The sequence below is a fragment of the Alteromonas sp. 76-1 genome (genome assembly GCF_900654235.1).
Taxonomy (GTDB): domain Bacteria; phylum Pseudomonadota; class Gammaproteobacteria; order Enterobacterales; family Alteromonadaceae; genus Alteromonas; species Alteromonas naphthalenivorans.
This window is the reverse complement of the sequence record NZ_LR136958.1, coordinates 3,345,742-3,359,776: the sequence shown is the minus strand read 5'-3', so window position 1 is coordinate 3,359,776 and position 14,035 is coordinate 3,345,742. Positions and strand designations below refer to the sequence as shown.

11 protein-coding genes are annotated in these 14,035 nt (G+C 43.7%); 7 read left to right on the top strand and 4 right to left on the bottom strand.

Annotated features, from left to right (window positions below):
- Positions 1–123: 123 nt before the first annotated feature.
- Genes ALT761_RS14510 through ALT761_RS14500 form a run of 3 tightly spaced genes read left to right on the top strand, consistent with a single transcriptional unit; the run spans position 124 to position 6,043 of the window.
- Positions 124–1,317, top strand: a complete 1,194-nt coding sequence (locus ALT761_RS14510) for an efflux RND transporter periplasmic adaptor subunit (RefSeq protein ID WP_129739695.1) — start codon at positions 124–126, stop codon at positions 1,315–1,317.
- Between the two features lie 3 nt (positions 1,318–1,320).
- On the top strand, positions 1,321–4,563 hold the full coding sequence (locus ALT761_RS14505) for an efflux RND transporter permease subunit (RefSeq protein WP_129739694.1): 3,243 nt from the start codon (positions 1,321–1,323) through the stop codon (positions 4,561–4,563).
- Entirely contained in the window at positions 4,556–6,043 is a 1,488-nt protein-coding gene (locus tag ALT761_RS14500) for an efflux transporter outer membrane subunit (RefSeq protein WP_129739693.1), read from the top strand. The genes ALT761_RS14505 and ALT761_RS14500 overlap by 8 nt, the downstream gene beginning before the upstream one ends.
- Positions 6,044–6,137: 94 nt before the next feature.
- Here the strand turns inward: ALT761_RS14500 and ALT761_RS14495 are convergent, their stop codons facing one another.
- On the bottom strand, positions 6,138–6,545 hold the full coding sequence (locus ALT761_RS14495) for a VOC family protein (RefSeq protein ID WP_129739692.1): 408 nt from the start codon (positions 6,543–6,545) through the stop codon (positions 6,138–6,140).
- A 102-nt stretch (positions 6,546–6,647) separates the two neighbouring features.
- On the opposite strand from ALT761_RS14495, the gene soxR reads away from it, so the two are divergent.
- The 3 genes from soxR (at position 6,648) to ALT761_RS14480 (ending at position 8,614) form a co-directional block, all read left to right on the top strand.
- A complete protein-coding gene (gene soxR, locus ALT761_RS14490) occupies positions 6,648–7,100 on the top strand; it encodes a redox-sensitive transcriptional activator SoxR (RefSeq protein WP_129739691.1) in 453 nt (150 codons plus the stop codon).
- 70 nt (positions 7,101–7,170) lie between these two features.
- Positions 7,171–8,136: a 23S rRNA (adenine(1618)-N(6))-methyltransferase RlmF gene (rlmF, locus tag ALT761_RS14485; RefSeq protein WP_129740660.1), complete on the top strand. Its 966-nt coding sequence runs from the start codon at positions 7,171–7,173 to the stop codon at positions 8,134–8,136.
- Between the two features lie 88 nt (positions 8,137–8,224).
- A complete protein-coding gene (locus tag ALT761_RS14480) occupies positions 8,225–8,614 on the top strand; it encodes a hypothetical protein (RefSeq protein ID WP_232043467.1) in 390 nt (129 codons plus the stop codon).
- A gap of 63 nt (positions 8,615–8,677) precedes the next feature.
- Here ALT761_RS14480 and yiaA read toward each other — a convergent pair whose 3' ends face one another.
- A complete protein-coding gene (gene yiaA, locus ALT761_RS14475; protein WP_129739690.1) occupies positions 8,678–9,166 on the bottom strand; it encodes an inner membrane protein YiaA in 489 nt (162 codons plus the stop codon).
- 553 nt (positions 9,167–9,719) lie between these two features.
- Here yiaA and ALT761_RS14470 point away from each other — a divergent pair.
- Complete coding sequence (locus tag ALT761_RS14470; protein ID WP_129739689.1) at positions 9,720–10,112, top strand: hypothetical protein; 393 nt, start codon at positions 9,720–9,722, stop codon at positions 10,110–10,112.
- Between the two features lie 74 nt (positions 10,113–10,186).
- On the opposite strand, the gene ALT761_RS14465 is transcribed toward ALT761_RS14470, so the two are convergent.
- Entirely contained in the window at positions 10,187–12,283 is a 2,097-nt protein-coding gene (locus ALT761_RS14465) for a TonB-dependent receptor (protein WP_129739688.1), read from the bottom strand.
- Positions 12,284–12,470: 187 nt separating this feature from the next.
- Complete coding sequence (locus tag ALT761_RS14460; protein ID WP_129739686.1) at positions 12,471–14,033, bottom strand: PepSY-associated TM helix domain-containing protein; 1,563 nt, start codon at positions 14,031–14,033, stop codon at positions 12,471–12,473.
- Positions 14,034–14,035 lie beyond the last annotated feature (2 nt).

The window sequence follows — 14,035 nt, the reverse complement described above, 5'->3', positions numbered from 1 at the left end:
CAAGGGTTAACCCAGCCTTAACCCGTCCTTAAATAGCATGCTCCCATTCTGGATTCGCCGTTCAACTGTGTGAATCTAACCACTTCGATATTTAACTTAATTAAACGATGGTAGGACTCCTTAATGAAGACGTATGCACTGGTCCCGATTGGCCTCTTAATCATAGTGTCGCTGCTTAGTGGCTGTGAAGAACAATCTAGCACGCCCCCAACTGCGCGTGTTTCAGAGGTTTCTTACATTAACGTTACCTCTACCGAGCATAAAATAGATACCAAACTGCAAGGAAGAGTAACTGCCTCTATGGTGGCTGAGGTACGCCCTCAAGTGAGCGGTATTATTCAAAAGCGTCTATTCACCGAAGGGCAAATGGTAAAGCAAGGACAAACCTTGTATCAGATAGACCCTGAAACCTACGAAGCAGCTTATAACGAAGCAAAAGCTACGTTAAACAGTGCAAAAGCAACAGTAGCGACCGCTAAGTTAAAAGATGAGCGCTATGCAAATTTGTTAAAAATCGAAGGTGTGTCTCAGCAAGATGCTGATGATGCCCACGCTGCTCATTTAGAAGCGAAGGCAAATATAGAGATGTACGAAGCCGCATTGGAAACCGCCAGAATCAATCTTGAATATACCAAAGTGCTTGCGCCTATATCGGGGCATATTGGGATTTCTACCGTTACCCAAGGCGCGTTAGTGACAGCCCAACAAGACACTGCTTTGGCCACTATTCGAACGTTAGATCCTATTTATGTAGATATGACCAAAAATAGTAAAGCGCTGCTTAAACTACGCAAACTAATGCGTGAAAGTAATATTAAAGAAGGCACAACTGACGTGGCATTAACGTTAGAAGACGGCAGCGACTATGAACTAGCCGGTGAATTAAAAATGCAAGAAGTGGCGGTTGATGCGTCTACTGGCGCAGTCACATTGCGCGCTGAATTTCCAAACCCTGATGGTTTGTTACTACCAGGTATGTTTGTACGTGCCACAGTAAGTGAAGCGGTAGACGAAAACGCAATATTGGTTCCTCAGCAAGGTATTTATCACGAAGCGACCGGTGCAGCGTTTGCGTACGTAATTAACCAAGACAACCAAGTTGAAAAGCGCATAGTTGAAACCATTAATGCGGTAGGTAACAAATGGCTGTTAGATAACGGGCTATCGGTGAATGAAAAATTGCTGGTAGAAGGCTCGGGTAAAGTCGCGCCAGGTAGCACGGTGAAGCCAGTTCAAGTTGAAATGAACAGTGCGGGTACTATGGTAACGGTGGTGGATTCAAATGCTACTAATGTCTCTAGTTTAGGGAGCAAGTAATTCATGTTAGCGCGCTTTTTTATCGATCGCCCCGTTTTTGCGTGGGTAATTTCCATCATTATCATGCTTGCAGGTATTGCTTCTATTATGTCGCTACCTGTAGCGCAGTACCCTAGTATAGCGCCGCCAGTTATTAGTGTAAGTACCACTTACACAGGGGCAGATGCTGAAACCGTAGAAAATAGTGTTACCCAAATATTAGAGCAGCAACTTACTGGTCTTGATGGTTTGTTGTATTTCTCATCGTCGAGTACTTCAGATGGTGGTGCTTCCGTTAATGTGACCTTCGAGCAAGGTACTGACTCAGATTACGCGCAAGTACAAGTACAAAATAAGGTTGAGCAGGTAAATTCTCGCTTCCCAGAGTCGGTTCAATCTCAAGGGGTTACTGTGACTAAGTCGAATACCGACTTTTTGTTGGTCACCGCCGTCTATGATTCTACCGATACGGTGTCAGCATTTGATATTTCTGATTACATTTCTTCGAACATGCAAGACTCTATTGCTCGAATTGAGGGCGTGGGAGACACCCGTGTGTTTGGTTCAGAATACGCCATGCGCATTTGGTTAGATCCAACCAAGCTTGCAGCTTATGAGCTAATGACATCGGATATTACCAGTGCACTAGGTGCGCAAAACATTCAGGTGCCTGCTGGAAATATTGGTGCTATTCCATCAGCAGACAGCCAAGAATTAAATGCCACGGTAACCGCGCAGTCGATGATGTCTACCCCAGAGCAGTTCCGCAATATTATTGTGAAATACGATGCAACCGGCGCAAATGTCTTATTAAGCGATGTGGCAAGAGTAGAGATTGGTAGCGAAAGTTACTCGGCTATCCCCCGTCTGAACGGCCACCCAGCCTCGGGTATTGCGGTTATGTTGTCGCCAGGTGCTAATGCCTTAGATACGGCAACACGGGTTAAAGAAAAAGTGGCTGAGCTTGCGACTAACTTACCGGATGGTTATGAAGTTACGTTTCCACGTGACAGCACCGATTTCATTAAAATTTCGATTAACGAAGTAGTACATACGCTAGCTGAAGCGGTTGTACTGGTCGTATTGGTTATGTGGCTATTTTTGCAAAATTGGCGTGCAACACTTATTCCAGCCATTGCGGTACCGGTTGTATTGCTCGGTACCTTTGGGGTGCTCTCTGCCTTCGGCTTTTCCATTAATACCCTAACCATGTTCGGTATTGTGCTTTCAATCGGGCTCTTGGTTGATGATGCCATCGTAGTGGTGGAAAACGTCGAGCGATTAATGGAAGAAGAAAACCTGTCGCCACGAGAGGCCACCATAAAATCCATGTCAGAAATTACGGGTGCGCTTATCGGCATAGCCGTTGTATTGTCAGCAGTGTTCTTGCCTATGGCCTTTTTCGGCGGCTCAATAGGCGTTATTTATAAACAGTTCTCGGTAGCCATTGTATCGTCAATGATATTGTCGGTAATTGTGGCATTAACCCTAAGCCCTACCTTGTGTGCAAGCTTGCTTAAACATAAAACACCTAGCGAAAAGCATGGTGATAAATTAGGAAAAAGCGAAAGCAAAGGCAAAAGACAAAGCTTCTTTGGTTGGTTTAACACCAAGTTTGATAATATGAGCAATGCCTACGCAGGTCGAGTAGGGCGTATGGTCAATCAAAAAGTGCGCTGGATGATTGTGTACGCGGTAATCATTGGTGTACTAGGCGTGCTAATAGTACGTATGCCTACCGGTTTCTTACCGCAAGAAGACCAAGGCAGTGTGATGTTTCAGGTTAACCTTCCTCCTGGCGCTTCAATAAAACGTACCCGAGCGGTAGGCGAACAAATCACCGACTATTTAATGACAGAAGAAACCAATACGGTTATTCGCGCTTTCTCTATTTCTGGATTTAACTTCAGTGGAAGTGGCCAGAATGCGGGAATGGGGTTCGTGTCTTTGACGCCATGGGACGATCGCACAGAAGATGATGAAAGTGCCGACGCCCTTATTAACCGTATGAATCAGAACCTGTCGACTATTCGCGATGCTAACGTTTTTGCATTGTCGCAGCCGGTAATACAAGGTTTAGGGCAAAGTAATGGCTTTACCTTTGAGCTTCAAGCTGCTGCGGGTACTAGCCGTGATGAGCTAACGTCATTGAAAAGTGAATTGCTAAATAAAGCCCGTCAAAATGAGTTGTTTGTAGGTATTCGTGATGGTGCATTGAGCGATACGCCACAGCTTAAAATTGATATTGATAATGGTAAGGCGACGGCTCTGGGCGTATCGCTATCAGATGTGGCCGATACGCTCACTTCGGCGTGGGCTGGTTCGTACGTGAATGACTTTATAGACGATGGCCGCGTGAAGAAAGTGTACATCGAAAGTGATGCGCAATACCGCTCTAAACCTGAAGATTTAAATGAATGGTATGTTCGAGGCACTAACGCCGATGGTGAAACTACCATGACGTCATTTGAAGCCTTTAGCTCGTCGTCTTGGTCTAGTGCACCGCAAAGTTTATCGCGCTTTAATGGTATTGCGTCGTACCAAATTCAAGGTGCTGCCGCTAGTGGCGTGAGTTCGGGCCAAGCCATGGCTGAAATGGAAAGGTTGGCTGATGAAGTTGGTCAGGGCAAACTAGCCTACGCGTGGAGTGGGTTGTCTTATCAAGAAAAGCTTTCAAGCGGTCAGTCATCTACCTTGTACGCCATTTCAATTTTGGTAGTGTTCTTAGCATTAGCAGCCTTGTATGAAAGTTGGTCGGTGCCATTCTCGGTGATTATGGTTATTCCATTGGGCGTTGTAGGCGCGGCCCTTGCGTCCACCATGCGAGGGTTGGATAACGATATATATTTCCAAGTCGCGTTGTTAACGACTATAGGTCTTGCCGCTAAAAACGCCATATTAATTGTGGAATTTGCGGAAGCCTCATATCAAAAAGGAATGTCATTAATTGATGCGGCAGTCAATGCAGCGAAGCTGAGGTTGCGCCCGATTATTATGACGTCGTTAGCCTTTATGTTCGGTATATTGCCTTTGGCTATTTCATCGGGTGCTGGAGCAAACAGCCGTATATCAATTGGAACAGGAATTATTGGCGGAACATTTACGGCAACAGTACTCGGTATATTTTTAGTGCCTATGTTCTTCGTATTAGTACGAGGGTTATTCCCAAAACGTCGTACTATTTACAATAATGATGGAAGCGAAGTAGGTGGTGAGCAAACGGCGGGGGCTGTAAGTACTAAGCAGTTGGAGAATGGCCATGATTAATTTTCCTATAATGAAACGCTTATCCTCAAACCTTACTTTTACACGCAGCGTTAGGCTGTTGCCTATCGCCGCGGCAATTGTGCTAGCGGGTTGCAGTTCAATGGCGCCAGAGTATGAGCGTTCCAATTCATCGGTTGCCAATGAATGGCAATTCGAAGCCATAGAGAAAACCATAGAGGAGACTCAAGGGTTGTCATCGCAACAAGCCTTAGATATACCGTGGAAAGACTTTATAAAAGATGAGCGTTTAGAACAGGTCATCGATTTAGCGCTAAGCAGTAATCGAAGTCTGCGAGAAACTATTGCAGATGTAGAGTCGGCCAGAGCGACGTACCGAATTCAACGATCAGACTTATTTCCTGATCTAGACGTGAGTTTAAGTGGCGATCGCACCAAGTACTCAACCGGTGAAATTGACACAACATACGAAGCTCAAGCGGGATTCAGCAGCTACGAGCTAGACTTATTTGGTAAAAATCGCAGTTTATCTGAAGCTGAAATGGAAACTTATTTAGCCAGTAGTGAAACGGCCAAGGCAGCAAAAATTTCCCTTATTGGTGAAGTTGCCAATGCGTGGTTAACCTTAGCGGCCGATAGTAATCTACTAAGCCTAGCGGAAGAAACCGCCAGTAATGCTAAGCAAGCCATGGATATCACGAATAAACGTTTATCTTACGGTGTTGATTCGCGTATAGATGTAGCGAGTGCTGAAACCATTTATTACAACGCACGTTCTGACATAGCTAGCTATAAAACCCAAGTGGAGCAAGACAAAAATGCGCTGCGCTTGTTAGTGGGTGAGAAATTTGATGACAATCTGCTCGCTTATACCTTGCCGGCTGACACCTATGGAGGCAGTGACAGCTTAGTGACGGATGTGCCTGCGGGAGTGTCGTCAGACGTATTGTTAGTGCGACCTGATGTGTTATCTGCTGAGCATGATTTGAAATCGGCTAATGCGAATATTGGTGCGGCACGCGCAGCGTTCTTCCCTACCATATCGCTTACTGCGACGGGCGGGCTTGCCAGCTCAGTGTTATCGGATATTTTCAGTGGCGGTGCCAGTTCAATTTGGAGCATAGCGCCTAGCATTAGCTTGCCCATATTTAATGGTGGTGGGAACAAAGCAAACTTGGCCTACAGTGAAGCCCAGCAGCAGAAGTACTTAGCCGCCTATGAATATGCCATTCAAAGTGCGTTTACCGAAGTTGCTGATGCATTGGCAAAACGAGCGACTATTCGAGATCAACTCGATGCTGAAGATGCCTTGGTTGAAGCTTCAACACGAAGCTATGAGTTGTCTTTAGCAAGGTATGAAAATGGTGTAGATAGTTTTCAGACTGCATTGGAATCGCAGCGAACTATGTACAGCGCTAAGCAGTCGCTTATTACCACTCGCCAAGCTGATTTATCAAACCGTATAACACTTTATAAAGTGTTAGGCGGCGGGTTAGCGCCTACCGAGGGCGAAGAAAAATAAAAAATGAGGTTATAAAGAATGGGGTCAAAGTACATTTTAATTAACTTTGACCCCATTTTTCGACCCCATTTTTCCATTTTCTTACCACAGCTGCTTAGCTGGTATACGATACCACTTCGGCTTCAAGTCCTTCGCCAAGCATGAAATAAAAACGTCTTCCTGGTTCATAATCCCCATGGTTGTAGGTATCAAAACCTAAGGTAAATACTTTCTTTTCAACATCATCTAAATTCTCGACCACGATACCTAAATGATTAACGTGGGCTGGGGTAGTGTGATCAAATGTATTTTCACCGAGTTCAATTTTTGAAATATGGTTAAACTGCTTCGGTTTGTAGAGTGCCAAATAAGCGCTATCTGTGCCGACATGTACCGTATAGCCATCATCTTTGGCAGGGCCGCTCCAACGAATATGCCAGTCAAATAGTTCACATAATGTGTTAGCGATGGCATCTGGATCCTTGACCGTAATGTTAGCGTGTTCAAGTATAGCTGGTTGCATAGTGTTTCCTTATTGATTAAATGGGGTTATGGATTAATCGTTAGAAACAGCTTAATATCTCAAGCTAACTTTAGATCAAGCATTAAGTTTAACTTTTTTAAAATGGCTCCTGAACCCCTTGTTAGCATTGGTTTTGTCGCAAAGCGAACTGGCAATGCTGTATCGCTTATACGTTATTACGCGAACGAATCTCTCATCCCTTCTGTGCGAACATCTGGAGGGAACAGAATGTTTCCTCGTTCGGTTATACGTAGGGTGTCGTTTATTTTAATCGCTCAGAAATTGGGTTATGCACTTGATGATATTCGGCAACTTCTTAATACGCTGCCCGATAAACGTACGCCAAATAAAGAAGACTGGGCTAAGCTTAGTGAAATATTTAATGCGCACATAGCAAGGCGTATATCTGAGCTAACAGCGTTACAATCCTCATTAGAGGGATGCATCGGCTGTGGCTGTTTGTCTTTAGACAAATGCAACCTGTACAATAAAAACGATAACATTGCCGAGAATGGAGCGGGAGCCCGATTCCTTTTAGGTGACAGCCCGAAGTAAAATAGACGCTGAATATAGGAACTCACCTTTGGCAATAACAAAACCAGCTAATTCAAATACTAGCACTAGTATGCACACCCGTAATTTACATAGAAATGGATATCCGATGGCCGCGCTGTGCCAAGCACATCCTGCATTATCGGGCTATGTGATTAATGCTAAGAGTGGCAAGAAAAGCATCGACTTTGCCAATCAAGACGCCGTTAAAGCGCTGAATGCAGCATTGCTTATTCATTACTATGGACTTAAAGCGTGGGACATACCTAATGGGTATTTATGTCCGCCTGTTCCTGGTCGAGCTGATTATATTCACGGCATTGCCGACGTATTGGCGCGTGCCAATGGTGGCGTTATCCCCAAAGGCGGTGAGGTAAAAGGGCTGGATGTGGGGATTGGGGCTAACGCCATTTATCCTATCATTGGCAGTCAAAGCTATGGTTGGCAGTTTGTGGGAAGCGACATCGATGCGGTATCGGTGAAATCGGCGAAATCAATTTCCAACAAAAATCCAAAGCTTTCCCCTTTATTGTCGGTACGAAAGCAGCCGAATAAATCGAAAATCTTTGAAGGTATTATTCAGCCTAACGAGCACTTCACTTTCACCATGTGTAACCCTCCGTTTCACAAATCTGCCGAAGCTGCGGCGCTGGGAAGCGAGCGCAAAGCCATCGGTCTTAAAGGAAATAAGCAAAAACGAAGTGGCAAAAAGCCTCGCGTTGATATGCAAGCTAATACAAACGCACATACCTCTGCTAAAGCGAAACCCGATATCAGTAACGTAAAGCTAAACTTTGCAGGAACAGGTAATGAATTGTGGTGCGAAGGGGGCGAACTTGCCTTCATTCAGCGCATGATCATAGAAAGTGTGGCGTTTAAAACACAGGTAGATTGGTTCACTTGTTTAGTGTCTAAAAGCGACCACCTAAAACCCATTGAAACCAGCATCAATTACTATGGTGCAAAGAAATTCTTAAAAGTAGACATGGGCCAGGGGCAAAAGCAAAGCCGATTCGTGGCATGGACGTTTGTTGAATAGACGTCAAGCAAACACCGCTGCGGTGTTTTCTGGCTGTTTTAACGTTTATTTACTAGATGGAATTTCAGAATAAATTCAAAGGGCCTTGATGATGTTGCGTAAAAATATCAATGTTTTACACATAGATGGTAGTGCTGGTTTAGCAGTGGGGTTAGTGTTATTTGCCTTAGCTGAATGGGTTAGTGAGCTTTATCGTTTGCCCCTTAACGTTATTTTATTCCTAGCAAGCGCAAACATTCTATATGGTTGCTATGCATTAGCGCTGGCATTGTCAAACCAGAGAAGCTTGATGGCCATTAAGGTGCTCTCTATCGCAAACAGTGTTTGGGTAGTTATCTGTGTTGCTATTGTCGTTCTGTATGTCCAAACATTAAGCCCCGTTGGTTTTCTTTTTATCGGTGGTGAAGCATTATTTGTTGGCGTATTGGCTATTTATGAGTGGAAGAAAAGGTTTGTACTGGCGGAGTTGAATTTTTAAATAATGAGATCGGAGCATTTAAAGTCAATTAAATACTCTGACCCCTTCACGTTTCCTTTCGATTTATTCGCCCACGATGTCAGTGGTTTCTAGTGCTACATCAAGGCTATTTGCTACGCCAGGGTATGCAGAAGACGGCGTGGTTCCATCATCGTTGGTTAAATCGCGGATATTTTTCTGAACCGTAATAATAGCAAACAAACTAAGTATAAATGCCATGCCATAAAATCCTTTTTCACTTAGCAACATGTCGGCGTTAAAAAGACCAATACCCAGCAAGGCAATAGAACTAAAGAACGCAGCCCAACACATACCTACAAAAACCGTGGTGGTTGGAAGACCTTCTTGTTTATCTCTTACCGTCTTTTGCAAGGTTACGGCTGAAAACATGGCTAAAATAAATATTGCTAAATAATAGCCTTTTTCATTGAGTAAAATGTTGGCGTTCCATAATCCAACAAGGTAACCAATAACCCCAATTGCAAGGGCGGCCCATGTTGCTGAGATATATGCTTGTGTTGGTTTATATACTCGATGTGATGTTGTTTGCATTGTTATAAATTCCTTTTGAGTTATCTTTAACCCTACACGAGTTCCTTTGAAAACATATCTAACTGCGGTTAGATATATACTTTTTATTATTAGCATCCCAGTCTACGTAAACCTCCTGTTTAACAGCGTTGCCTACTCAGCATAGACCACTCGATGTCAGCATCCTTAATTCTGCAAATAGATGTTTAACGTCGAGGTTTCTAGTCCCGTAGATGGTCCTCTTTAAAGTACTTCTTATCGACCGCCTAATGTTAAAAGCCATTTTCTAGCTGCTTAGGTTCAAGAATATACATGGGCAAATATACGAACAATGCTTGTATTAGTAAATACGAACGCTTAAATCAGATTGACGGCTGTTATGGCTAATCGATAAGGATAAAAATTGGGATGGGTCTGTTGAGGGGGGGAATAACAATAATCTATTCTGCCACCCGTCTTTCTAACTTATCTATGAGGTTAGTGTAAACCTTGAGTAAATCTGAGCTGCTTCAATGTTTGTCAGTATATTATTTGAACAGGTGATGAGTGAGAAACTAGCGGGAAGGATTACAATATGAAGCGTTTTATTTTTGTTTTGTTATTAAGCAGTGGCTTGTTAACTAATCAGACTTTCGCTTGTTCGTCTGATTGTGTAGCGGTGAAGCAGGTAGATGATGTGGTTATCGTTAGGGGATTCGACGCTACAGGCAATATTATGTATAGCCACCCCGTCTCTTTAGCTGAAACATTAAACTTAACGGCAAGCAATTTGTCTATCAGCAATATTTCTGTCAGTACGTCATCTGGAGCAACAAACTTATCTGATGGTGGAAGGGTGGAGACAAGCGCAAATGTGTATACGACAGTGGCAGATATTTTAATTGTTGTTACCACCGCCATTTTTGATGTAAACGGTAAGCTATTGCTGGTTGATACAAATACTAAGACGCATCAAAATTTTGAGTAGCGCCCTAAAAGAAATAGGGGCGGAGTGTACTTCGCTTCCTTAGTTTGAGATTAAGTACACTCTGCCTCTTTTTTTTAGAAGCGGTAGGTGGCCGATACGCCAACTGTGCGCGGATCTACAATGGCAGCATAACCACCCGGATAGCGGGCGCTGCTAGGTTCTTGCGATACCAGTGCCGCCTCATCGAAGGCATTATCTAAATACGCAGTAAGTAGCCAGTTATCCGAGGTATAGTTTGCGGTAAAACGCGCGATGGTATAATCACCTGCAACCCGTTCTGCGGTATTCGTAAAGTCGCCAAAGTATTCACCAATGTAACGAACAGAGCCACCTACGCTTATGGCATCTGTTATCCAATACTTAGCCCCTAAATTAGCATTAAAGCTAGGTGCTGAGTTTAGTTCATTACCTTGGGCATCGGTGTAATCAGCGCCGGCATCTTTAATGTCTGAATGAAGTAAACCCATTCCAGCGTTCACTTCTATGCTATCGGTTACGTTGGCATGCACTTCTAACTCAGCACCGTAGGTGGCTACGCTTGGCATATTGGTGATGAAACGCGTAGAGCTTAATGCTTGAAAGCCATCGTAGTCGTTGTAGAAAATGTTGGCACTAATAAAGCCAGCACCATTTTCAAATTGGGTTCGGCTACTTAACTCGAACGTGTTTACCTTCTCTTCTTCATAGTAATAGTACTCTTGCGCGGTAAAGTTAAGCGCACCGCCGCCTGCGTTGTAGCCTTTACGCGCACTAAATGCCAAAGTGGTTTGTGGTGTAACAGCGTATTGAACTGCTAACTTAGGCAAAAATATATTGGTATCGTCATCAAGATTCGAGTCTATTGGCTCGTAAACAAAATGCCTAGACTGGCTTTCTCGTTCTACCCGTACACCCGCAATAATGTTGAATTTATCTGTAAGTGCAAATGTGGTTTCGCCATATACAGCAATGGATTCACTTTCATCATCACCGTAGTAGGGGTATGCACCTGTACTCAAAATATCTTGCTCACGCTCGAAGTAGTACAAGCCAACAAAGCCATCAATGTTGTGGTTCGGTAAGGCAAAGTTAATTTTTGCATCTACCGTTACATTGGTTTCATCAAAAATAAGTGTTTGTTCTGCTTCATCAGAGGCTTCATAGGTATCAAACCCCCATTCATAGTCCATAAATGAAACCAGCATATCGAAGGATACATTGTCAGAGATAACGTACTGCGTACTCAATGCAGTTGTTGAAGATTCTGTGCTGATATCACGGTAATAAATGCGGTTGTATTCTTCCAAATTCTCAAGTGCATAATAAACGCGGCCAGTATCACCTTCTTCATTATTGTAGGTATGCGAAAGGCTGAATGATAAATCGCTAGATGGCGTCCAAAGCAATTTACCGCGCACCCGTTGGGTTTCAATTTTATCAATATCATAGTCTGGCGGGTTTGATTCATAACCCTCACCATCGGTAATGGTATCGGCATTAAGATTTTGAACGCTCAATCTAAAGGAAAGTTTATCTTCAATAAGGGGCCCTGAAATTACTCCGGCGGTGTCTATATATTGATCGTTATTTCTGTAACCTATACGAGCAGCGCCTTCCCACTCTTGGGTTGGATCATTTGTTTTAATATAGACTGCACCGCCAATACTGTTACGACCATTACTGGTAGATTGCGGTCCGCGGTAAACTTCTATTTGTTGTAGATCCCACATGCCGGAGTCGCCGCTTAAGTCAGCCACGAAAGGTTGTGAAACGCCATCAATCAACGTCATTACCCGTCCATTAGCACCACCTGAAATGGAATTAAAGCCACCAGCAGCGCCGTTACCAGAGACGCCGCGAATATCTGGCAGGGAACCCGAGGGCACTACTACATTTGCTATGTCAGATATGGCATCAGATATTGATTTATATTGAGTATTATTAATCGCTTCTTCGGTTAGAACAGAAATCGACGTAGTAGAGTCTTTTAATGAGCGATTCGCTTTTTCACCTATCACTACAATTTTTTCAATATCAGTGATATCTCTATCTGGGGTTTGTATCTCTTGTGCCTGCACGCCGCTTATGGCGGAAGAAATAGCAAGTGCTAGCAACGATGTGCATGGTAAAAAACTTGATGATAGCCGTGTGGAATTTCTATTTGATACGTTTACTGTAGAGCCGAAAGCCATAGTGATTTTTTCCTTTAAGTAAGTGTAAATGCGCAATGTGGCCACCTTTGAAGGGGCTCTTATTTTTGGGGTCTTAGTTTAAAAGTGCGGTTTAAAGTGATTAGATTGCGCCAACGGCTAGCGCAACTACCTACACTGTGAAAATACTCATTCCATTTTCATTGTTCCTAGATATCTTGCTATCTGATTAAGCCCACACCGAATCGATAGGAATAGCCGAACGGCGTTTTTTCAAATGACGTGCGGTAAATAAGAATGCGAGCAATATGATTGCTGACACTAAGCAAACTCCGATATCAATGCTTGAAGATAAGCTACTGCTGCTGAAATAAAGGGTAATGCCCATGGTGGTAAGGAGTAGCAAACACGAGAGATATAATGAATGAATAGCGGCTTTTATTGGTGGCATCATGAAGCTGTAGATCACAGGCGTGAAAAAGCCGATGTAATAGGCGATAAGCTGATAAGTACGAATGTTTGGATTATCGATAGAGAACACTTTTGCTGCCAGCAATGACAGAATGATTCCCACAACCGTACCTGCACACACTCCAATGGTTAGCCTAGCCATAATACGAACGGAGCGTTTTTGCTCTACTGGCGCATTATTTTGTAGCTGTTTTTTACGCCGAGACTCTACCCAAACCACGTTGCCAGTTAAAAATAGCAGTGCGCCGCTTAAGCCCATAGCAAAATATACCCAGTGTACAACCGAACCACCAAATCCGCCAAAATGCAGGGTAAAGAAACTATTCACTACCTTGCCTGGCACGCCAGAAATAGACGGCAGCATAGCGGTATAACCTGAAGAGGCCGTGTAAGGATCGGTAACCCAGAAAGCGTAATCAGGCCCACGTATAATTTTCCCCACTAATTCTCCACCAACTAACACCCTTGCACGGGGTGTCCCTAGGCCTGTAAAGCGGAGTTCTGCAATCTCAAACTCGGGTTCAATGTCGGTAATTTCTTTAGTTAATTGCTCTATAGAAATCAGCCTTTCAATGCTTCTATCCATATCTGTCGGTGCCGGTCGATTGAACATCGGGCTGTCTTTATAAATCCACTGTTGCATGCTGCCATATAGAATATCGTGGTAAGCAAACACGATTGTGGTGATGGCAATGATAATGTGGAAAGGGAGGGCGCTAACGCCCAAGATATTATGAAAATCTACCCAAAAACGCTTTCCGCTTTTCTTCTTACGCAAGCTAAATAAGTCTTTAAACCACGTAGGTAAGAAAATAATTAAACCTGACACTATGGCCACAAAGTACAAGATACACACGAACCCCATCACGAAGATGCCTAGCGCATCATGCTCGTCGCCTCCCGGAATGCCGGCGGTACGGTGTATATGATCGAGAAAATCACCAATAGCTGAAATGTGAGTTTGTTCGCTTACCAATTTCCCTGCGCTGTCTAATGAGGCATGCCAAAAAGTGTGCGAATGCGTAGCCTCGTCTTCAATAGTCCAAGTAACGGGGGCATGATTTGGCTGGGCAGACGGTAAATAAACCGTCATTTCTTTGCTAGCTTCGGGGTGAGTCTGTAAAACGGTTTTAATTAAGCTGTCGTATTGGTTTAGCTCAATAGCAGGAAGCGCATTTTTTTCATGCATGGCCCATACATTCAATGGCGCCTTGAACATGGTTAGGGCCCCAGCCACAAAACAAATGAAAAGCAGCAGGCCTGAAATAATACCGGTCCAAATGTGTACTTGCTGATAACTTTTATAATTCTGTAATTTCATTG

What these genes read in the sequence shown, in the direction of transcription:
- rlmF (WP_129740660.1), top strand. Translation starts at nt 7,171, where the DNA reads ATGCACACCCGTAATTTACATAGAAATGGATATCCGATGGCCGCGCTG.
- ALT761_RS14465 (WP_129739688.1), bottom strand. Translation starts at nt 12,283, where the DNA reads ATGGCTTTCGGCTCTACAGTAAACGTATCAAATAGAAATTCCACACGG.
- ALT761_RS14480 (WP_232043467.1), top strand. Translation starts at nt 8,225, where the DNA reads ATGATGTTGCGTAAAAATATCAATGTTTTACACATAGATGGTAGTGCT.
- ALT761_RS14500 (WP_129739693.1), top strand. Translation starts at nt 4,556, where the DNA reads ATGATTAATTTTCCTATAATGAAACGCTTATCCTCAAACCTTACTTTT.
- ALT761_RS14495 (WP_129739692.1), bottom strand. Translation starts at nt 6,545, where the DNA reads ATGCAACCAGCTATACTTGAACACGCTAACATTACGGTCAAGGATCCA.
- ALT761_RS14510 (WP_129739695.1), top strand. Translation starts at nt 124, where the DNA reads ATGAAGACGTATGCACTGGTCCCGATTGGCCTCTTAATCATAGTGTCG.
- ALT761_RS14470 (WP_129739689.1), top strand. Translation starts at nt 9,720, where the DNA reads ATGAAGCGTTTTATTTTTGTTTTGTTATTAAGCAGTGGCTTGTTAACT.
- ALT761_RS14505 (WP_129739694.1), top strand. Translation starts at nt 1,321, where the DNA reads ATGTTAGCGCGCTTTTTTATCGATCGCCCCGTTTTTGCGTGGGTAATT.
- soxR (WP_129739691.1), top strand. Translation starts at nt 6,648, where the DNA reads ATGGCTCCTGAACCCCTTGTTAGCATTGGTTTTGTCGCAAAGCGAACT.
- yiaA (WP_129739690.1), bottom strand. Translation starts at nt 9,166, where the DNA reads ATGCAAACAACATCACATCGAGTATATAAACCAACACAAGCATATATC.
- ALT761_RS14460 (WP_129739686.1), bottom strand. Translation starts at nt 14,033, where the DNA reads ATGAAATTACAGAATTATAAAAGTTATCAGCAAGTACACATTTGGACC.